Here is a 20,450-nt window from a genome sequence, read left to right on the forward strand (position 1 = left end):
GGCGTTGAGGCCCGTTCGTCGATTAGCTGCGTATTGAAGGTGTTGGGAGGGGGTTGCAACTCTAGTCCTAGCGCCTTGAAGGCAAGACGCTTAGGGACCAGATACAGTGCGAGGGTATGACTATTACTTCTTGCCCAGGCTGATCTGCTTGGACGGGCCGAAAGTCTGGCCGCTCACGCCCTTGGCAATTTGCTGGATTTCGCCGCCGGACTTGAGGAACGCAGCAATCTGGCTATTGATCGATTCGCTGGTTTCAACGGCGGGAGCTGGCTTTGCTTTGCTGTTGGATGCTTTTACACGCATGGCGGCCACTAACCTGTAGAAAATTAACTTGGCCAGGCATCGTACAGGAAATACTTGACAATTGCTTGGCAAATATCCCTCAGGATTAATATCCAGCGCTGGAAATAGCCGAAGTTCAACGCCGAAATAAAGCGCTAACTTACTGTTTTAGCTGGAAACCACAGGCCGGGTGGCCCGCTGATGGCCTGCTCAAAGTGAACCGAACGATCAGACGAGTGGGGCGCTGCCATTGGAACGCCATGCCAGCCCGCGATTTTTCAGGCGCGCGCGCGTGCAGGGCCCAACTCGGGTAGAATGCCGCCCACGCAATGAGGGTATTGGAAATGGCTTTAGTCGGGCGCTACAACAGCTTGCAAGTGGTCAAGCACACTAACTTTGGTTTGTACCTCGATGGTGCGCAAGATGGGGAAATCCTCTTGCCTAATCGGTATATCCCTAAAGATATTCCCAGTGAAGATGAAGACTGGCTCAACGTTTTCATTTATCTGGACAGCGATGACAAACTTATCGCCACCACCGAAAAACCCAAAGTTCAAGTCGGTGAATTTGCCAGTTTGAAAGTTGTGGAAGTCAACAGCATTGGCGTGTTCCTTGATTGGGGTTTGCCCAAGGATCTGCTGCTGCCGTATTCGGAAGAAAAACGCCAGCTGACCGCAGGTGAGTATTGCGTGGTGCACGTCTACCTCGACAAGCACACCAAGCGCATCACCGCCACCGCTCGCCTTGACCGTTACCTGGACAAGACGCCAGCCAACTACCAGGTGGGCCAGGAAGTCGACCTGCTGGTGGCCGAAGCCACCGACATGGGCTTCAAGGCGATCATCAACAACAAGCACTGGGGCCTGATCCACAAGAACGAAGTGTTCAAGTTCCTGCGTCCGGGTAAGGAAGAGAAGGGTTTCATCAAAGAGATCCGCGCCGATGGCAACATCAGCCTGAGCCTGCAACCGGTGGGCCAGGAAGCGGCCTCCAGCCTGAACTCGAAGATCCTCGCGAAGTTGCGCGACAACAACGGCACCCTGCCGGTCAGCGACAAAAGCGACCCGGCGGTGATCAGCAACTTGTTCGGCGTGAGCAAGGGCAACTTCAAGAAGGCCATTGGTGCGCTCTACAAGCAAGGGCAGATCGTGATTCATGCGGACCGCATTGAACTAAGCTGAGTACAGGCTGCTCTCCTGTAGGAGCGAGCTTGCTCGCGAAAATATTCCAGGCGCAGTGTGGCGTCGGATGTACGTTTTTCGCGAGCAAGCTCGCTCCTACAGGGTTGTGTCATGTCGAAAAGAACGGTTTTTGCCTACCTCGGCACCTTGCTCGCCTTCCTGGTCCTCGACGGCCTCTGGCTCGGCGTGCTCATGGGCTCCACCTACAAATCCCTGCTCGGCGCGCTGATGCTTGATCAGCCACGCCTGCTGCCTGCGGTATTGTTCTATCTCCTTTATGTCCTCGGTTGCGTAGTATTGGTGGTCTTGCCCAGCGCCAGTTGGCAGCGCGCTGCGCGTTTGGGCGCCTTGCTTGGCCTGGTGGCCTATGGCACCTATGACTTGAGCAACTGGGCCACGCTTCAAGGCTGGTCCGCTGGGTTGGCGCTGATGGACATGGCGTGGGGCACGTGCCTAACCGCCATTAGCTGCACTGTTGGCCACTTGTGTGCAAATCGGCTGCGGCGGTAGAGGGCGGTTGATCAGTACTGAACCGCCTAATAACAACCCGGTACCGGCAACGACCAATGCCGGTTGCAGGCCGCCACTGAGATGGCTGCTGACCGACGCCAATAGTGGCCCGCTCAATTGGCCGACGGCGAAGCTGGCGGTCAGCAACCCCGTGCTGCGTTGGTAGCCATGGGGCGCGACTTCTCTGAGCCGCGCCATCACCAGTTGCATGCAGGCCAGAAAGGGCGCACCGCACAGCAACACGCCCAGCGCCAAGCCCCAGCCATTGCCAAGCAGGCAGGCGAACACCCCAGCCGCTTGCAGCCATAAAGTCGCCATTAGCCAGTGACGGGTGGTATTCGGGTGCTTGCGGCGCAGGCTGGCCACCCCCACTCCCAGCGCGGCCGCCAGGCCAAAGTAGGGCCAGAACAGATCGGCCTGCCAGGCCCCGTGGAATTGAGCGCTGGCCATCTGCGACAGAAAGGTCGCCGGGATGATGTAGCCCAGGCCGAACAAGAAATAAATCCAGCACAGGTGCGCGATGCTGCCGTTGCTCCCCGCGCTGGCGGCCTGTGTAACAGTGATGGCCGGCTTGGGTAAAAATGGCAGGATCGCCAGCAACATCACCAGCGCCACCGTCCCGTAGAGCAACCACAGCGTTGCAGAGCTTTGCCCCAATAGGTTGGAAACCAGCGCCAGCAGCCCCGTCAGCACAATCCCCAACCCCGGCCCTGCAAACACCAGCGCACCCAGGCGTGGACGGCCGGCGGCAATCGCCAGTGGTTGGCTCAGGCTGGTAATCATCACCAGAGCCCACGCACTGGCGACCCCGGTGCCGAAGCGCAGCAGCACATGCGGCCAGAACCCGTTAGCCCAGTAGGACGCCAGGGTCAGCAATACGCACAGCCACAACCCGCCGTAGAGGCGCCCGCGCACATGCTGATGGCTACGGGCAAAGATCGAGTCCACCGCGCCGACGAAATAACCCAGGTAATTGGCGGCAGCGAGCAGGCCGGCGCCGGTCAGGTCGATCTGGCCTTCACTGAGCAAATGCGGCATTTGCGGAGTCAGGGCGAAGCGGCCAATGCCCATGGCCATCATCAGGGCGACGAAGCTGGCGAGTAAACGAATCAGCGGGGACATATTCAGGTTTCCTGCAAAGAAGCGAATGCCTTGCAGGCTAAGACGGATTGACTTTCTGTAAAATTGAATAATAGTGAGTAACTTGTTCATTTTTGGAGAAAGTAATGGAGTTCAGTCAATTGCGCATTTTCCAGGCCGTGGCGGAAGAGGGCTCCATCACCCGCGCCGCTGAGCGCCTGCACCGCGTGCCCTCCAACCTGTCGACCCGGCTTAAACAAATGGAAGAGCAACTGGGCGTCGATCTGTTCGTGCGCGAGCGCCAGCGTTTGCAGCTTTCTCCGGCGGGCAAAGTACTGCTGGATTACAGCACCCGCCTGCTGGCGCTGCACGACGAAGCCCACGGCGCGGTACAAGGCGGGCAGCCGGCCGGTGACTTCGTCTTGGGCAGCATGTACAGCACCGCCGCGGTTCATTTGCCAAAGCTGCTGGCGCGCTATCACAAGACTTACCCCATGGTGAACCTGCAGGTGCAGTCGGCGCCCAGTGGGGAGTTGCTGGAAGGGCTGATTACCGGGCGCCTGGACGCAGCCTTTGTCGACGGCCCGCTGACCATCGCCACCCTGGATGGCGTACCGCTGTGCGAAGAGCGCCTGGTGCTGATTTGCGAGGCCGATCACCCGCCGGTGCGTGGCCCCCAGGATGTGGCGGGCCGTGCGGTGTTCACGTTCCGGCGCAGTTGCGCCTACCGCACGCGCCTGGAAACCTGGTTTTCCCACGAGCGTGTGGCGATGGGGCGAGCCATCGAGATCGAGTCCTACCAAGGCATGCTCGCCTGCGTGATTGCAGGTTCCGGCGTGGCGTTGATGTCTGAATCCATGCTCGACAGCCTGCCCGGCAAGGACAGCGTGTCCGTTCATCCGCTGACCGGGCCTTTTGCCACTGCGACCACCTGGCTGATGTGGCGAAAGGGTATGCTCGGCGCTAACCTCAATGCATGGATCGACCTGCAGCAAGACGGCAATCCGCGATGCGTGCAAGACACACGTGCCATTGCTTGAACGATCCGTCAGGATTCGGATCAATTCAGTAATAGTTCGTTGTGGTTTCCTTCAAGCATTACCTAGGACTTAGGGCTACTATCACTGTAGGAAACGGCGACAGAACTCACGCCGGCCAGCACTACCCTCAAAGGGGGCAATCATGAAAGAGAAAATCCAAAACTGGCTCCACGACCTTGGCGTTGCATTGGGCTTGATCGAGCCTCCACTGCAACCGGTGCCGATCCGCACGGATGACGAGCAGCGTCGGCCACGTCGCCGCTAATCACGCGGTCCAAAAAATGTGGGAGCGAGCAAGCCCGCTCCCACAATTACTTTCTATCAGGCGAAAAAAACGGGCGCGACCTCCGACGTCGCGCCCGCTGAAGAAAATATCCCCGTCCCTGTTATAGCTTAAACCGCCGCAGCCGCCACCTTGGCCGGCCGACGCGACAGCAAGCTCACCAGCACAAAGCTCGCCAGCGCCACCGCCAGGCTGTAGTAGATCGGTGTGTTTGCATCCAGCCCATCCTTGAACATGAATACCAGCGCGGTCACAAAGCCCAGGCTCATGGAGGTGATTGCGCCCGAGGTCGTCGCGCGTTTCCAGAAGATCGCGCCGATCAAGGGCACCAACATGCCGCCCACCAACAGGTTATAGGCCAGGGTCAGGGCGCTGATCACATCGTTCACCACTAACGCGATGCCCAGCACGGCAATGCCGGTCAACAGGGTAAACAGGCGGTTGATACGCAGGCTCGACGCCTTGCCGCCGCGCAGGCGGGGCAGCAGGTCTTCGGTCAACACGGTGGAGGCGGCGAGCAGGCCGGCGCTGGCGGTGGACATCATGGCGGCCAGCGCGGCGGCGATGACCAGGCCGCGAATGCCGTCCGGCAGCGAAGCTTTGACGATCGCGGCGAAGGCATTGTTGACGTTGTCCAGGTCCGGGATCAGCACATGGGCGGCCATGCCGATCAGCGCACAGGCCAGGCCGTACAGGATGCAATAGAAGCCGGCGAAAGTGCCTGCGTACTGGGCGACCTTTTCGTCACGGGCGGTGAACACCCGTTGCCATATATCCTGGCCGATCAGGATGCCGAAGAAGTAGATCATGAAGTAGGTGATGATCGTGTCCCAGCCGATCGCGGTGAAGCTGAAGTTCGACGTCGGCAGCTTGGCCACCAGCTCATCCCAGCCACCGACGCGGTACAGGCAGATCGGCAAGAGGATGAACATCAGACCGACGGTCTTGATCACAAATTGCACAATATCGGTGAGGGTCAGCGACCACATGCCACCGATGGTCGAATACACCACCACCACGCCGCCGCCCACCAGTACCGACATCCAGAACGGCAGGTCGAACAGCACTTGCAGCACGGTGCCGATGGCCAGGATCGAGGTCACGCCGATCATCAGCGCGTAGGCCAGCATGATCACCGCGCTGGCCTGGCGGGCCATGGGGTTATAGCGTTTTTCCAGGACCTGGGTGACGGTGAAGATTTTCAGCTTCAACAGGGGCTTGGCCAGGAACAGGTTCAGGGCAATGATGCCCGCGCCGAGTGCGGCGCACAGCCAGAAACCCGAAATACCATGCACATACCCCAGGCGCACGGTGCCGACGGTGGAGGCACCGCCTAGTACCGTGGCGGCCATGGTGCCCATGTACAGGGACGGGCCGAGGTTACGGCCGGCGACCAGGTAGTCTTCGTGGGTCTTGGCGCGACGCATGCCGTAGTAGCCGAGCACCAGCATGCCGGCGGCGTAGATGAGTACGACGAATAAATCCAAAGCCATGACGGCGGTTCTCCGATTATATTTTTTATGGGCGATCAGGCGGCAGCTGGCTCGGTAAACACGCGAGCGAAAGTCAGGTACATCGTTGTGGGGACCTGTTAGATCCCCTTGATTGTTAATGTGAAGACGCTGTATCAGCGATGCGCGACGCCAGGCAGTACGCAGAGCATCTCGTACAGCAAGTTGGCGCCCAGCAGCGAGGTGTTGCCGGTGGTGTCGTAGGGCGGCGACACTTCTACCAAGTCGCAACCAATCAGATCGAGGCCCTGGCAGCCGCGGATGATTTCGATGGCCTGGATGGTGGTCAGCCCGCCGATTTCCGGGGTGCCGGTGCCGGGCGCCCAGGCGGGGTCGATGCCATCGATGTCGAAGCTCAGGTACACCGGGCCGCCGCCGACTTTTTCTCGCACTTCGGCCATCAGCGGCGCCAGGGAGTGATGCCAGCATTCTTCGGCCTGGACCACGCGAAAGCCTTGCTTACGGCTCCAGTTGAAGTCTTCGGCGGTATACCCCTGGGCACGCAAGCCGATCTGCACCACGCGGTCGCAATCGAGCAAGCCTTCTTCCACGGCGCGGCGGAAGGTGGTGCCGTGGGCAATTTTCTCGCCGAACATATGGTCGTTGACGTCGGCGTGGGCATCGATATGCACCAGCCCGACCTTGCCATGTTTTTTGTGGATCGCCCGCAGGATCGGCAGGGTGATGGTGTGGTCGCCGCCCAGGGTCAGGGGGATGACGTCGTGCTCGAGAATCTCATCGTAGGCCTCTTCGATGATGCGCACCGCGTCGAGCAGGTTAAAGGTATTGATCGCCACGTCGCCGATATCGGCCACTGACAGTGAGTCGAACGGGGCGGCGCCGGTGGCCATGTTATAGGGCCGGATCATCACCGATTCGGCGCGGATTTCCCGAGGGCCGAAGCGCGTACCGGCGCGCAGCGAGGTGCCGATATCCAGGGGTACGCCGATAAAGGCAGCATCCAGGCCCTTGGCCGTTTGCAGGTGGGGAAGACGCATCATGGTGGCGATGCCGGCGAAGCGCGGCATTTCGTTGCCGCCCAGTGGTTGGTGGAGAATCTTGTCCACGGGATTGCCTCGTTGTTTTAGTTGTCAGGGGCCGATTCTGCGAAAAGCCTGGCGTAGGAAGAATCGGCAGAGGCAAATACTTAGTTCAGATTTTTCTAAACTAAAGCCTGGGGTAAACTCCATCCAAATGTGGGAGCTGGCTTGCCTGCGATGGCGGTCTGTCAGGGATAGACCGGGTGGCTGATACAGCGCCATCGCAGGCAAGCCAGCTCCCACAATTTTAGTGTGCCCCCCTGGAGCCCCCCATGGCCAACGCCTTGCCCGACCTGAAACTCCTGCGCATCTTCGTCAGCGTCGTACGCCATCAAGGGTTTGCCAGCGCCCAGCACGAACTTAACCTGTCGACGTCGGCCATCAGCACCTACATGAGCCAACTCGAATCGGCCTTGGGTCTGGTGCTGTGCCATCGCGGCCGTGGCGGCTTCAGCCTGACCAGCAAGGGCGAGCTGTTTCATCAGGAAACCTTGCGCCTGTTGGGCGAACTCGAAGGTTTCGAGCAATACGCCGCTGCGTTGAAAGGCGAATTGCGCGGCACCCTCAAACTCGGGGTGCTCGACTCCACCGTCAGCGACAAGGCCTTGCCGTTCGCTGAAGTGATTGGCGCCTACAGCCTGGAGCACCCGGCAGTGCATTTGCACCTGTCGGTGATGAGCCCCTACGAATTGCAACTGGGGGTGCAGGACAACCGCCTGGACCTGGCCATCGGCGCGTTTTCCAACCGCATGAGCGGGCTGATCTACATGCCGCTGTACCGCGAACAGCACTGGCTGTATTGCAGCACCCGACATCCTTTGTTCAACGAGCGGCGCATCCCGGAACAAGTGATCACCCAGCAACGCATGGTCGGGCGAGGTTACTGGAGCCAGGCCGAGCTGGCGCGCCACGGCTTCAAGCACAGCGCTGCGACGGTGGAAAGTATGGAGGCGCAGCTGATTCTGGTGTTGTCGGGCGCTTATATTGGCTACCTGCCGGAGCACTACGCCCAGGCCTGGGCGGACAAGGGCGACCTGCGCGTTTTGCTGCCAGCCACCTTCGGTTACCAGGCGCCGTTTTCGATGATCATGCGCCGTGGCCGCAGCCGCGAGCCACTGATCCAGACTTTTCGCGATTTGCTCAAGACCCAGCTCAACCAGGCCTGAAAACACCATGTCCCGACCCCACTGCCCGCGCTGCCTGCGCCCGACCACGCACTGCCTCTGTGCGCTGATCCCCCACCTCGACAGCCGCACCCGCGTGTTGCTGTTGCAGCACCCGAGCGAGGTCGGCCATGCGCTCAATACTGCGCGGTTGGCGGCGTTGGGCCTGAACAACGCGCAGTTGGTGGTGGGGGAGGTGTTTGATGATCTGCCTATGCTATTGAACCCGCCTGGCTATCGAGCACGCCTGTTGTTCCCGGCGGATGACGCCGAGCCGCTGCACGCCTACGCACCTGACGATCAGCCACTGCTGTTAGTGGTTCCCGATGGCACCTGGCGCAAGGCACGCAAGCTGTTGCACCTCAACCCTTTGTTGGCGGCGCTGCCCCGGGTGACATTGGCCGACGGCGGTGTTTCCCGCTATCGCTTGCGCAAGGCGCCGGGGCCTGGCGCCTTATCGACGGTCGAAGCGATCACGCAAGCGTTGCAAGTGCTGGAAGCGCCAACATCGTTTGAGCCACTGCTCAAACCCTTTGAAGCGCTGATCGAAGGGCAGATTGCCGCGATGGGCGCTGAAGTTTTCCAGCGTAATCATAGCGACCCGACATAAACGCTGCTTATGCCTTTAAGCCATAAGCACCGCACTTTGCGTGATATGGCCCGCCGGCCTTTCCCGGTATGATGTGCGCCCCGCAGTCTGGATTGCGAATACGCCATGACCTTGCAGTACCCAACAATCGCCGATTGCGTCGGCAACACGCCCCTGGTCCGCTTGCAACGCATGGCGGGTGAAACCAGCAATACCCTGTTGCTCAAACTTGAGGGCAACAACCCGGCCGGCTCGGTCAAAGACCGCCCGGCGCTGTCGATGATCGCCCGCGCCGAGTTGCGTGGGCAGATCAAGCCCGGCGACACCCTGATCGAAGCCACCTCGGGTAACACCGGGATCGCCCTGGCCATGGCCGCGGCGATCAAGGGCTACAAAATGGTGTTGATCATGCCCGACAACGGCAGCGCCGAGCGCAAGGCGGCGATGACCGCGTATGGCGCCCAACTCATCTTGGTTACCCAGGAAGAAGGCATGGAAGGCGCCCGCGATCTTGCCGAGCGCATGGCCGCCGAAGGCCGTGGCGTGGTGCTCGATCAGTTCGCCAACGGCGACAACCCCGAGGCGCACTACACCAGCACCGGCCCGGAGATCTGGCGCCAGACGCAGGGCACCATCACTCACTTCGTCAGCTCCATGGGTACCACCGGTACCATCATGGGCAACTCGCGCTACCTCAAGGAGCAGAACCCGGCGATCCAGATCGTCGGCTTGCAACCGATGGAAGGCGCGGCCATCCCGGGTATTCGTCGTTGGCCCGAAGAGTATTTGCCGAAGATCTACAACGCCACGCGGGTAGACCGCATCATCGACATGGCCCAGCGCGAAGCCGAAGACACCACCCGGCGCCTGGCCCGTGAGGAAGGCATCTTCTGTGGCGTGTCCTCCGGTGGCGCGGTGGCCGGTATGTTGCGCTTGTCCAAAGAAGTGGAAAACGCGGTGATCGTCGCGATCATCTGTGACCGAGGCGACCGTTACCTGTCGACCGGCATTTTCGACGAACCCAACTGATGGCCAAGCACGAGAGAGGCCTGCGCTTCCAACCGACGGGCGGCAGCCGGGCCCCACAGATACCCGTGGGCAAGAAACAGCGCCTGACCATCGAGCGCCTGGCCAATGACGGCCGGGGCATCGTGTTCTTTGAGGGCCGCACCTGGTTTGTGAATGGTGCGTTGGCCGGCGAAGAGGTGGAAGCACGGGTGTTGGGCGCCCATGGCAAAGTGGTCGAGGCGCGCACCGAGCGGGTGTTCCAGGCGAGTGAGCTGCGGCGCCCTGCGCCCTGCGCTCATGTTGGCCGCTGTGGCGGCTGCAGCGTGCAGCATCTGCCTCATGACCAGCAACTTGCCCTGAAACAGCGCATGCTCGCCGAGCAACTGTCGCGGGTGGCAGGTGTCGAACCGCAAGAGTGGGCCGCGCCGTTGAGCGGGCCGGAGTTCGGTTATCGGCGCCGCGCCCGCGTAGCCGTGCGTTGGGACGCCAAGGCGAAGCAACTCGAAGTGGGTTTTCGCGCCGTGGCCAGCCAAGACATCGTCGCTATCGATGATTGCCCGGTGCTGGTACAGGCCTTGCAACCGATCATGCAGCGTTTGCCAGCGATGCTGCGTCGCTTGAGCAAACCGCAGGCGTTGGGGCATGTCGAGTTGTTCAGCGGTTCGTCCATCGCCGTGTTGCTGCGGCATATGGCGCCGTTGTCCGAGGCTGACCTGCAGATCCTCAAGGAATTCTGCACCTTCCATGACGCCCAATTGTGGCTGCACGGGGAAGGGCAGCCGGAGCCCGTTGAGCCGGGTCAGGCCCTGGGCTTTCGTTTGGATGCCTGGGACTTGGAGCTGGCGTACCGACCGGGCGACTTTGTGCAGGTCAATGCCGGGGTCAACCAGGCGATGGTCGCCCAAGCGCTGCATTGGCTGGCGCCACAAGCCGACGAACGGGTACTGGACCTGTTTTGCGGCCTGGGCAACTTTGCCCTGCCACTGGCTCGCAATGTGCGCGAAGTGGTGGCGGTGGAGGGCGTGCAGGCCATGGTGGACCGTGCGGCGCTCAATGCCGTCAGCAACCATTTGCATAACGCACAGTTTTTTCAGGCGGATTTGTCCCAGCCTTTGACTGACGCAGAATGGGCCAAACAGGGCTTTTCTGCGGTACTCTTGGACCCACCCCGCGATGGTGCCCTGGAGGTTGTGCGCAAACTTGCAGCCTTGGGGGCCAAGCGCCTGGTGTATGTGTCCTGCAACCCAGCCACGCTGGCGCGGGACACGGTTGAGTTGGTCAAGCAAGGCTACCGGCTAAAGCGTGCCGGGATCCTCGACATGTTTCCGCAGACCGCGCATGTCGAGGCCATGGCGTTATTTGAAGCGGGCTAGGATGCCCGTTTAATCCGACTGGCCTGCGTTCTCCAGGGCCTGAACACTGCCACGGAGCTCGCAGTAAAAGTCGGCGATGATTTTGGCGCATCGAAGGTGCGTCGTAGGGAAGGTAAGCAAGATGGTACAGGTGAGAGCACACCAGCCGATCAACACCGACGGCAGTATCAATCTCGAGGCATGGCTGGATCATGCCGTCAGTGTCGACCCGGCACTGGACCGTGAAGCCTTGAAAGCAGCCTGCGAGTTCGCTCGTGAGTCTGAACAGCAAGACAATGCGGCCAAGAACCTGTGGGCCGAAGGCACTTCAAGTTTTCGCACTGGCCTGGAAATCGCCGAGATCCTGGCCGATCTCAAGCTGGACCAGGATTCGCTGATCGCCGCCGTGCTCTATCGCGGCGTGCGCGAAGGGCACATTGCGTTGCCGCTGGTCAGCCAGCGTTTCGGCGCGGTGGTGGCCAAGCTGATCGACGGCGTGCTGCGCATGGCGGCCATCAGCGCCAGTCTCAGCCCGCGCCAGTCGATGGTGCTGGGCACCCAGGGCCAGGTAGAGAACCTGCGCAAAATGCTGGTGGCGATGGTCGACGACGTACGCGTCGCCCTGATCAAGCTGGCCGAACGCACCTGCGCGATCCGGGCGGTGAAGACCGCTGATGACGAAAAGCGCAACCGCGTGGCCCGCGAAGTCTTCGACATCTACGCGCCGCTGGCCCATCGCCTGGGCATCGGCCATATCAAGTGGGAGCTGGAGGATTTGTCCTTCCGCTACCTGGAACCCGACCAGTACAAACAGATCGCTACGCTGCTGCACGAACGGCGCCTGGACCGCGAGCGCTTTATCAGCGACGTGATGGGCCAGTTGCGTTCGGAGTTGCAAGCCACTGGCGTGGACGCCGACATCAGCGGCCGCGCCAAGCATATCTATTCCATCTGGCGCAAAATGCAGCGCAAGGGCCTGGCCTTCAGCCAGATCTACGACGTGCGTGCGGTGCGCGTGCTCGTGCCGGAAATGCGCGACTGCTACACCGCGCTGGGTATCGTCCACACGCTGTGGCGGCACATTCCCAAGGAATTCGACGACTACATCGCCAACCCCAAGGAAAACGGCTATCGCTCGCTGCACACGGCGGTAATCGGCCCTGAAGGCAAGGTGCTGGAAGTGCAGATCCGCACCCACGCCATGCACGAAGAGGCCGAGCTGGGGGTGTGTGCGCACTGGCGCTACAAGGGCACCGACGTCAAGGCCGGGTCCAACCAGTACGAAGAGAAAATTTCCTGGCTGCGCCAAGTGCTGGAATGGCACGAGGAGCTCGGCGACATCGGCGGCCTGGCCGAACAACTGCGGGTGGATATCGAGCCGGACCGGGTCTATATCTTCACGCCTGACGGCCACGCTATTGACTTGCCCAAGGGCGCCACGCCGCTGGACTTCGCCTACCGCGTGCACACCGAAATCGGCCATAACTGCCGCGGCGCCAAGATCAACGGGCGCATCGTGCCGCTCAACTACAGCCTGCAAACCGGTGAACAGGTCGAGATCATCACCAGCAAGCACGGCACGCCGAGCCGCGACTGGCTGAACCCTAACCTGGGCTACATCACCACCTCGCGGGCGCGGGCGAAGATCGTCCACTGGTTCAAGCTGCAGGCGCGTGACCAGAACGTTGCCGCCGGCAAGACCTTGCTTGAACGCGAACTGGCGCGCCTGGGCCTGCCTCAGGTGGACTTCGACAAGCTGGCCGAAAAGGCCAACATGAAGATCGCCGAAGACATGTTCGCCGCCCTCGGTGCGGGTGACCTGCGCCTGGCGCAACTGGTCAACCTGGCCCAGCAACTGGTCGAGCCGGAGCGCGGCAACGAACAGCTGGAGCTGATCCCGCGCAAAGCCACGGGCTACAAGCCGGGCAAGCGCGGCGATATTCAGATCCAGGGCGTGGGTAACCTGATGACGCAAATGGCCGGCTGCTGCCAGCCACTGCCGGGCGACGCCATTGTCGGCTACATCACCCAGGGCCGTGGCGTGAGCATTCACCGCCAGGATTGCGCCTCGGTGCTGCAGTTGGGCGGGCGCGAACCGGAGCGGATCATCCAGGTCAGCTGGGGCCCGGTGCCGGTGCTCACTTATCCGGTGGACATCATCATCCGTGCCTACGACCGTTCCGGCCTGCTGCGTGACGTCTCGCAAGTGCTGCTCAATGAGCGGATCAACGTGCTGGCGGTCAACACCCGTTCGAACAAGGAAGACAACACTGCGTTGATGTCGTTGACCATCGAGATTCCGGGGTTGGACGCACTCGGGCGGTTGCTGGGGCGGATTTCCCAGTTGCCGAACATCATCGAAACCCGGCGCAACCGCACACCATGAATAGCTGGATGGGCGCGAACTGAATTGTGTTAGCTGCTTCATGTGGGAGCTGGCTTGCCTGCGATAGCATCACCTCGGTTTAACTGAAGCACCGAGTCGCGAGCATCGCAGGCAAGCCAGCGCCCACATTGGATTTTCAGCGGAAAGAGATACGATGTATTCACTCGAAGACCTGCTGCACCTGATGAGCCGCCTGCGCGACCCGCAATACGGCTGCCCGTGGGACATCAAGCAAACCTACGCCACCATCGTCCCGCACACGCTGGAAGAAGCCTACGAAGTGGCCGACGCCATCGAGCGCGGCGACTTTGATCATCTGCAAGGCGAGTTGGGCGATCTGCTGTTCCAGGTGGTGTATTACAGCCAACTGGCCCGGGAAGAAGGGCGCTTCGAATTTGCCGGCGTGATCGACAGCATCACCCGTAAGTTGATTCGCCGGCATCCTCACGTGTTCCCAACGGGCGACCTGTACGCACCGCTGGATATCCCGCAGTTGAGCGAAGAACAGGTCAAGGAGCGCTGGGAGCAGATCAAGGCCGAGGAGCGCGCAGAAAAGTCCGACGCTCCCGAGCAACTCTCCCTGCTCGATGATGTGCCCACCGCCTTACCGTCGTTGTCCCGCGCGGCCAAATTGCAAAAGCGCGCCAGCCAGGTCGGTTTCGACTGGCCATCCGCGTTGCCGGTGGTGGATAACGTGCGCGAAGAGTTGGACGAAGTGCTCGAAGCCATGGCCGATAACGACTCGGTGGCTATCGCCGATGAAGTGGGCGACCTGTTGTTTGCCGCGGTCAACCTGGCGCGTCACCTCAAGGTCGACCCGGAAACCGCCTTGCGCGGTGCCAATGCCAAGTTCGAACGACGTTTCCGATTTATCGAACAAGCATTGCGCGATACGCACCAACCCATAGAAGATTGCACCCTCGAAGAGTTGGACGCCCTCTGGGGCGAAGCCAAACGCCAAGAAAAGAATGTGTCCAGCTGCGGTTGAGCAGTTGCCTAAGTGAGTAAGCACCATGAGCCTTTCCCTTCGCGACCAGTTGCTCAAAGCAGGTCTGGTCAACCAAAAGCAGGCCAAGCAGGTCGGCAAAGAGAAACAGAAACAGCAGCGCCTGGTCCACAAAGGCCAGGCCGAAGTTGATGATACCCAGGCGCGCCTGGCCGCCGAGGCCCAGGCCGAGAAGGTCAAGCGTGACCAGGAGCTGAACCGTCAGCAGCAGGAAAAAGCCGAGGCCAAGGCGCGTACTGCCCAGGTCAAGCAACTGATCGAGACCTCGCGCCTGCCCAAGCTGACCACCGAGGACTACTACAACTTCGTGGATGACAAGAAGGTCAAGCGCCTGTCGGTCAACACCTTGATGCGTAACAAGCTGAGCAACGGTTCCCTGGCGATCGTGCACCACGGTGGCGGCTACGAGGTGATCCCGCGCGAGGCGGCGCTGAAGATCCAGGAGCGTGCTCCGGAGCGTATCGTGCAGCTCAACATCCTCACCGAAAGCCAGGTGCCGGATGAGGACGATCCGTACGCCGCTTACCAGATCCCAGATGATCTGATGTGGTAAACCGCTAAAAACGACAAACCCCGCCAAATGGCGGGGTTTGTATTTAAACGTGCAGCACCAGCCTGTTACCAATCCACTGCGTAACTCAGGCTGAAGGTACGACCCTCGGCATTCGGGTACGGTGCGCGGGCATTGGCCTGGGCGAACATGTTCTGGTAGTTGCGGTTGGTGAGGTTGTACACCGCACCTTCCAGGCGACCTACCGGCAGCCTTACCGAGCCGAGCAGGTCGACCAGGGTGTAGCCCTGGATATCGCGACCGTTGTTGTCCTTGGCCGCCGCGTCGTAATTGGCCAGGCGCATGCCCTGCAAGCGCAGGCTGTAGTCGTCACGTTCATAGCCGACAAAGGCTGTGGTCTTGGCGGGGGAGATGCGGGTGGCAGGCAAGTCGATCCACTTGCCGTTCTGCTGGGTCTCGCCTTTGGCGTACGCGTAGGTACCGCCGACAGACCATTGGTCGCTGATGTTATAGGTCAGGCCGGTCTCGACGCCACGCACGCGTTCTTTCTGATTGATCAGGCGCAGTACACGATCATTGGCATCATAAAACTGGGTGACATCCGAGGTGTTTTCATACGCGGTGACACTGGCCTGCCACTTGTCCCAGTCGCCACGCCAGCCCAGCTCGTAGCTGTCGACTTTCAAGGCCTGGGCATTGAGATCCTGGATATCGTATTTGCTGTTCACGTCACGCAGGAAGCGCTGGATATCCGGTAGGGAAAAGCCCTGGCTGAAGTTGACGAACACATCCTGGTTGTCGGTCAGGTGGTACACCGCACCGAGGTTATACAGCGTGTCATCGTATTTGAGCGTGCCACCGGGCAGTGTCGCACGGTTGCCGGTCTGGACGATTTCGCCATACGCGATGCTGTCGGAGACCTTGCTCTCAATCCATTCGCGACGTACGCCACCGCGCAAGGTCCAGTTGTCGATGTCGTAGGACAGTTGGCCAAAGATGGCTTTGGTGGTGGTCTCGATATCCGGACCCAGTTCGAACGTGGTACCGGTTTTGGTGTAGGTCAGGCCATTGACCCGGTATTGGTCGCCACGCTGGCGTGAGGTTTCATGGTCGTAGTCCGCGCCCCATACCAGGTTGCCCGTTGCCGGGCCGATGTCCGGCATTTGTGTGTCGATCGCCGCCCGCAGGCCGTAGACATCCTGCACGCTGTTGTTGTCTGACACGCCTGCCCGACCCCGGGACAGGTCTGGGAAGAACAGCGCATCCGCCCGCCGCCAGTAACTTTCCACCTGCAAACCCTGACCGTAAAAATCCTTGTCGGCGTAGTTGAGGTTGACCGCCTGGTTATGGGTGTAGGGTTGGTCGCCCAGGTCCAGGCCTTTTACGGCGACTGCGTTGCTGGTGATGCGGGGGTTCTTGGTGTAGCGAGTGTCTTGTTCGTCTTTATAGTCTTGCAGCGACAGGCTGATCTTCTTGTCGTCATCAAGCTCATAGCCGAAGCGACCTTGCAGGTCGTAGGTATCGGTGTCCATGTTGCTGCCCTGGGACGTGTCCTGGGGAATGCGCTTGCCATTACCGTCGAACTGATCGTTGCGCTGCACGGTGTTGCCCGAGAGGTACCAGTCCACCGGGCCCTTGCGCCCGGTGGCGCTTTGGAACGCTTGATAAGCGAACCCCTTGTGGCTGAAGTTGTTGCCGGCGGTCATGCCGATCTTGCTGCTGAACGCCAGGTCTTCACCTTGGTTGCGTTTGGTGATGATGTTGATGATGCCGCCCGAGGCGCCTGCGCCGTAGACACTGCTGGCGCCGGAGATCACTTCGATACGCTCGATGCTTTCTGGTGCCACGCTGTTGAGCTGGCGGAAGTTATCGCGGGTGGCGTTTTGCGAAACCCCGTCGATCAGGATCAGGGTATTACGCCCGCGAAGCGTCTGGCCGAAGTTGCTCATACCGCCGCTGGAAGGCGCAATGCCAGGCACCAATTGGCCGAGGATATCGGCGACCCGACGTCCTGCACCCGTCTGCTGGCGGATTTGCGCTTCATTGATCACCTGCACCGAGCCTGGAATCTGCGCAATGCTTGTTTCGCTGCGCGTGGCCGATACGACTGTTGCCTGTAATTGCAGGCTGGTCGGCGCTGCCGGTGTCTGTTCTGTCTGATCGGCCCAGGCGGGCGCACTCATCGAGCCGAGAAGCGGCAGCAGAACGGCCAATTGCGATTTATTCATGGGTTTGTCTCAGAGTTATTAGAAGTATTGACAGAAAAATCGGGTGTCTCAGGCGCTCGCGTATAGGAACGGATCGCGCGGATACTCACGGCGGCCAATGCATAGGTCAGTGCGACCAGCCAGAAGCTGTGCGCCAGACCCACCCATCCCATGCCGATACCGCCTATCAATGCGCCGCACAGCGCACCTGCTTTGGCGGCGCTGTTGCCCATGCCCAGGGCGAAACCCTGCTGGCTGGACGCGACGGTATTGGCGATCAGTGTGTAGGCCACGGGCAACAAAGCACCCTGCCACACGCCCCACAGCAGCCGGCTGGCGATGAACCCCAACCACTCATTGGCCAGCGCCGTGCAGGCCAGCGTGAGCGCGCAGGCCCAGGTGACCCACTCGATGATACGCAGCGTATGCGCTGGTTGATGTCGATCGAACAGGCGGCCCCATAACGGCGCGGACAGTGCCAGGGTCAAGGCGCTGGCGCCGTAGCTGGCGCCGATCAGCCACGCGGGCGCCTGCAAAACCTCGGCAACATATAACGCGTAAAACGGTTGCGGCATCATCCTGGCCGCCTGGATCAATACGATGATCCCCAACATCGCGCCAAGCCAGCCTTTGGGCAGTGCGACAGGCTTCGATGGGCGGGCAGGTCTGGATCGTGGTGAATCGCTGGGCAAGAACGCGCTGATTATCGCGCACAACAGGCAGACGGCGGTGGCGCTGTAGCACAGCAATGCGAAACCGGATATGTCCATCAGCCAGCCGCCCAACACCGGCCCGGCCAGGGAGCCTACGGCAGTGGCTGATTGCAGCCGCGCAAGAATGTGCCCCCGTCCGCCGTCGCCGCAGCAGGCCAGCGCGTAGGCTTGGGCTGCGGCGATGAAACCAGCCAATGCGCCTTGTACTACACGGATAGCCACCAGCCACCATGGATCAGGTGTAATTGCAGCCAGCGCCTGGCACACCGCTAACGCCAGCAGCGCGCGGATGATCATGAGCTTATGGCCGGTGCGGTCGCCCAGTCTTCCCCACATAGGCGTCAGGATCATCGCCGCCATCATTGGCCCGGCATACACCAGCGAAGACAGCAGGCCGGTGTACTGGGCATTGGCGACGCCCAACAGCTTCTGGATTTGCAGCGGCCAAAACGGTCCGCTCATCTCCATCGCCCCCATCGACACCAACTGAATCACCACCAGCAGCCGCAGCGCTGTGTTGTTAGTCGGCATTGGCGGCCGCGCTCAACGGGTTAGGCAACCGCCCGACGATATCGGCATGACTCTCCAGCAGGCGCATGCGCATGAACGACTTGGCCGGCCACGCGTGCTCCAGCAGTGCTTCGCGCTCGGTGGCCCAGCGCTGCGGATCAACCTGCGAACGCAGGTCGTCAAAACACTGGCTGACCTGTGCCGACAGTTCATTCCAGAGCAGCGCCTGGGGGATGTCGAAGTGGCGCGCGGCAAGCAGGATGAGCTCGCCCAGATGGCACATGAATACGGTGTGCAGCAGCTTGTCCCGTACGAAACCTGCGTCGTCGTACAGCGTCATCTTCGGGTCGTGCAGTTCAATGTCCAGGCCGTGGGCGTGCAAGGTTTTGCGGTCGATTCGGATATCGCCGAAGTCGCGCAGCAACAGGCGGCTCAATTGTCCGTCTTCGGCCATCACCATGAAGGAATTTTGCTGATGGGCCTCAAAAGCGATGCCATAACGCAAGTACATGCCCAGCAGTGCTGGCACGGTGATCGCTGCGTAGTCATGGAAGAACGCGAGCATGGCCGCCGCGTCATCCTTGCCTTGGCTCAGGCGCACCCATTGGCGCAGCAGCGGCTGGCCGTGTTGATCAATGGCAAACAGGCTGCCCACTGGCACGGCCATTTCCCCTGGCTGGAGCTGGCTCTGGGGATTGTCGCGATAGAGCACCGCCAAATGGCGGGAGTGCTCGTCATTGGCCGGTACCGGCTGGAAATGCACACCGATCCGCTCGGGAATGATGCTGAGGATGTTCTGGATCGCAGGCTCGCGTTCCAAGATGCTCAGTAGCAAATGGCTGATCCGTGGGCCCATGCGCGCTGAACGCGGCGATACGGTGCGCTGTACACTGGTCAGGCGCAGTGACACGGGCAGCTTGACCATCGGCGCATCGCAACGGCCTTCAGGCAACACGGTTCTGAATGACATGGTGGGGTGGGCGGTAAACGCGACGATATCGGTCAGCACCAGCAGCTTGTCGCCGATTGCATCGGCGAACAGCTGAGGCAGCTCCTGGCGTGCCTGCCAGGGATGGGAGGGCAACGGCAGATAATCGCCAGCCTCGAGGCCCTGTGCTTGAAGGGTTGCGGTTAATTGCTGCGCTGCCTGTGGAAAGTGGTTGCTCCACCACTGCCAGTAATCTGTAGTCCCGGCCAAACTTTCGACATGGGCAAATTGGCGATGCAGTGCGCACAGCAGCACCGGGAAGCGTGCTTCGAATTCCGGCGAATAATTGATCACCTGCTCGGTATTCAGGCCCAGCTTGGTCTTGTAGTTGGGGTGCCATGGGTGACCCAATGTTCCCCACTGCTCAAGCACGGAAGTCGGGTTGATAACGCTCGGGCTGTTTTTGAGATGACTCAAGAGATTGTCTTGATGCACCGGGTCCATGGACGCATGCAGCTTGAGCGTCCATTGCTCGTGGAAGGCCAGGCACAAGGTGTCGTTGATGAAGCTATCGTCGATCTCGACGTTGAGGCGGTTGAGCACTTCCCGGTCGGCAGGCGACTCAAGGCTGGCGTTAAGCAACGTCAACAACTGTGAGGGGAACTGGATTTTCTGTTCGGGCTGGCCTTCGCGCAACAGGATGACTTCGCCGCGCAGGTCCCAGCTTGCCATGCGGCCAGGCCGCAAATGTTCGAAACGTAGTCGGGCTTGGCAAGGCAGTATCAGCGAGCAATGCCCACGTTCGTCATAAATGAGGGTGCTGGAGTCCAGCAGGCTTTCACGAAACAAAGCTTGGATCAGGCGTTGGAAGCTACGTTCGGCGGCGGGTGCCAGCGTGTTGATCAGGGCTTGGAGGCTGATGTGGCTGGCCTGAAATTGCGCAGTGGCAAGTGCTTCGCTCCAGCGTTCCAGTAACGCGTTTTCTGGCTTGCTGCTATTTCCATGCATCTAATTGATTCCCTGATTCGTGAGCCTGAATGAAAAGCGAACGAATGATATCGAGAATCATTATTTGTGTGTGTTTTTGTTACATTAATTTATGGCGATTATTGACAAAAAAACCGCGCTCCAAAGGCGCGGTTCCTTGTAG

The 20,450-nt window shown here is 60.5% G+C and carries 18 protein-coding genes; 11 read left to right on the plus strand and 7 right to left on the minus strand.

Annotated features, from left to right (window positions below; genetic code table 11):
* Positions 1-123: 123 nt before the first annotated feature.
* A complete protein-coding gene (locus tag QK296_RS05555) occupies positions 124-303 on the minus strand; it encodes a hypothetical protein (protein WP_003193095.1) in 180 nt (59 codons plus the stop codon).
* Between the two features lie 323 nt (positions 304-626).
* Between QK296_RS05555 and QK296_RS05560 the strand changes: the two genes are divergently transcribed.
* Entirely contained in the window at positions 627-1,463 is an 837-nt protein-coding gene (locus QK296_RS05560) for a S1-like domain-containing RNA-binding protein (protein WP_019820451.1), read from the plus strand.
* Between the two features lie 111 nt (positions 1,464-1,574).
* Positions 1,575-1,973, plus strand: coding sequence for a DUF2177 family protein (locus tag QK296_RS05565; RefSeq protein WP_282390695.1), 399 nt, complete (start codon positions 1,575-1,577; stop codon positions 1,971-1,973).
* Here QK296_RS05565 and QK296_RS05570 read toward each other — a convergent pair.
* Positions 1,917-3,095, minus strand: coding sequence for an MFS transporter (locus tag QK296_RS05570; protein WP_034136142.1), 1,179 nt, complete (start codon positions 3,093-3,095; stop codon positions 1,917-1,919). The two genes, QK296_RS05565 and QK296_RS05570, sit on opposite strands and share 57 nt — an antisense overlap.
* 104 nt (positions 3,096-3,199) lie before the next feature.
* Here QK296_RS05570 and QK296_RS05575 point away from each other — a divergent pair, with 104 nt between their 5' ends.
* Entirely contained in the window at positions 3,200-4,093 is an 894-nt protein-coding gene (locus tag QK296_RS05575; RefSeq protein WP_034136141.1) for a LysR family transcriptional regulator, read from the plus strand.
* 142 nt (positions 4,094-4,235) lie between these two features.
* Complete coding sequence (locus QK296_RS05580) at positions 4,236-4,358, plus strand: PA1414 family protein (RefSeq protein WP_003193089.1); 123 nt, start codon at positions 4,236-4,238, stop codon at positions 4,356-4,358.
* Between the two features lie 128 nt (positions 4,359-4,486).
* On the opposite strand, the gene QK296_RS05585 is transcribed toward QK296_RS05580, so the two are convergent.
* On the minus strand, positions 4,487-5,869 hold the full coding sequence (locus QK296_RS05585) for a sodium:solute symporter (RefSeq protein WP_282390696.1): 1,383 nt from the start codon (positions 5,867-5,869) through the stop codon (positions 4,487-4,489).
* A 134-nt stretch (positions 5,870-6,003) separates the two neighbouring features.
* Complete coding sequence (gene speB, locus QK296_RS05590) at positions 6,004-6,954, minus strand: agmatinase (RefSeq protein ID WP_003193086.1); 951 nt, start codon at positions 6,952-6,954, stop codon at positions 6,004-6,006.
* Positions 6,955-7,199: 245 nt separating this feature from the next.
* On the opposite strand from speB, the gene QK296_RS05595 reads away from it, so the two are divergent.
* The 7 genes from QK296_RS05595 (at position 7,200) to QK296_RS05625 (ending at position 14,984) form a co-directional block, all read left to right on the plus strand.
* Positions 7,200-8,093: a LysR family transcriptional regulator gene (locus QK296_RS05595; RefSeq protein ID WP_003193084.1), complete on the plus strand. Its 894-nt coding sequence runs from the start codon at positions 7,200-7,202 to the stop codon at positions 8,091-8,093.
* A 7-nt stretch (positions 8,094-8,100) separates the two neighbouring features.
* On the plus strand, positions 8,101-8,700 hold the full coding sequence (locus tag QK296_RS05600; protein WP_282390697.1) for a DTW domain-containing protein: 600 nt from the start codon (positions 8,101-8,103) through the stop codon (positions 8,698-8,700).
* A 105-nt stretch (positions 8,701-8,805) separates the two neighbouring features.
* The gene (gene cysM / locus QK296_RS05605) at positions 8,806-9,708 is read left to right on the plus strand and encodes a cysteine synthase CysM (protein ID WP_003193080.1); all 903 of its coding nucleotides are present in this window, start codon (positions 8,806-8,808) and stop codon (positions 9,706-9,708) included.
* On the plus strand, positions 9,708-11,060 hold the full coding sequence (gene rlmD, locus QK296_RS05610; protein ID WP_169856770.1) for a 23S rRNA (uracil(1939)-C(5))-methyltransferase RlmD: 1,353 nt from the start codon (positions 9,708-9,710) through the stop codon (positions 11,058-11,060). The genes cysM and rlmD overlap by 1 nt, the downstream gene beginning before the upstream one ends.
* 121 nt (positions 11,061-11,181) lie before the next feature.
* Entirely contained in the window at positions 11,182-13,425 is a 2,244-nt protein-coding gene (gene relA, locus QK296_RS05615; protein WP_003193076.1) for a GTP diphosphokinase, read from the plus strand.
* A 154-nt stretch (positions 13,426-13,579) separates the two neighbouring features.
* Entirely contained in the window at positions 13,580-14,413 is an 834-nt protein-coding gene (gene mazG, locus QK296_RS05620; RefSeq protein ID WP_120248429.1) for a nucleoside triphosphate pyrophosphohydrolase, read from the plus strand.
* 25 nt (positions 14,414-14,438) lie between these two features.
* Positions 14,439-14,984: a DUF2058 domain-containing protein gene (locus tag QK296_RS05625; RefSeq protein ID WP_003193073.1), complete on the plus strand. Its 546-nt coding sequence runs from the start codon at positions 14,439-14,441 to the stop codon at positions 14,982-14,984.
* Between the two features lie 65 nt (positions 14,985-15,049).
* Here the strand turns inward: QK296_RS05625 and QK296_RS05630 are convergent, their stop codons facing one another.
* From QK296_RS05630 to QK296_RS05640, 3 genes are read right to left on the minus strand one after another with little or no spacing between them, the layout of a single operon-like run.
* Positions 15,050-17,170, minus strand: a complete 2,121-nt coding sequence (locus tag QK296_RS05630) for a TonB-dependent receptor (RefSeq protein WP_003193072.1) — start codon at positions 17,168-17,170, stop codon at positions 15,050-15,052.
* Positions 17,167-18,393 (minus strand): MFS transporter, encoded by a 1,227-nt coding sequence (locus QK296_RS05635; RefSeq protein WP_282390698.1) that lies wholly within the window; start codon positions 18,391-18,393, stop codon positions 17,167-17,169. Before QK296_RS05635 ends, QK296_RS05630 begins: the two co-directional genes overlap by 4 nt.
* On the minus strand, positions 18,383-20,308 hold the full coding sequence (locus QK296_RS05640; RefSeq protein ID WP_282390699.1) for an IucA/IucC family protein: 1,926 nt from the start codon (positions 20,306-20,308) through the stop codon (positions 18,383-18,385). Before QK296_RS05640 ends, QK296_RS05635 begins: the two co-directional genes overlap by 11 nt.
* Positions 20,309-20,450: the final 142 nt, after the last annotated feature.

The sequence above is a fragment of the Pseudomonas sp. AL10 genome (genome assembly GCF_029960685.1).
In the GTDB taxonomy this organism is placed as follows: Bacteria; Pseudomonadota; Gammaproteobacteria; order Pseudomonadales; family Pseudomonadaceae; genus Aquipseudomonas; species Aquipseudomonas lactis.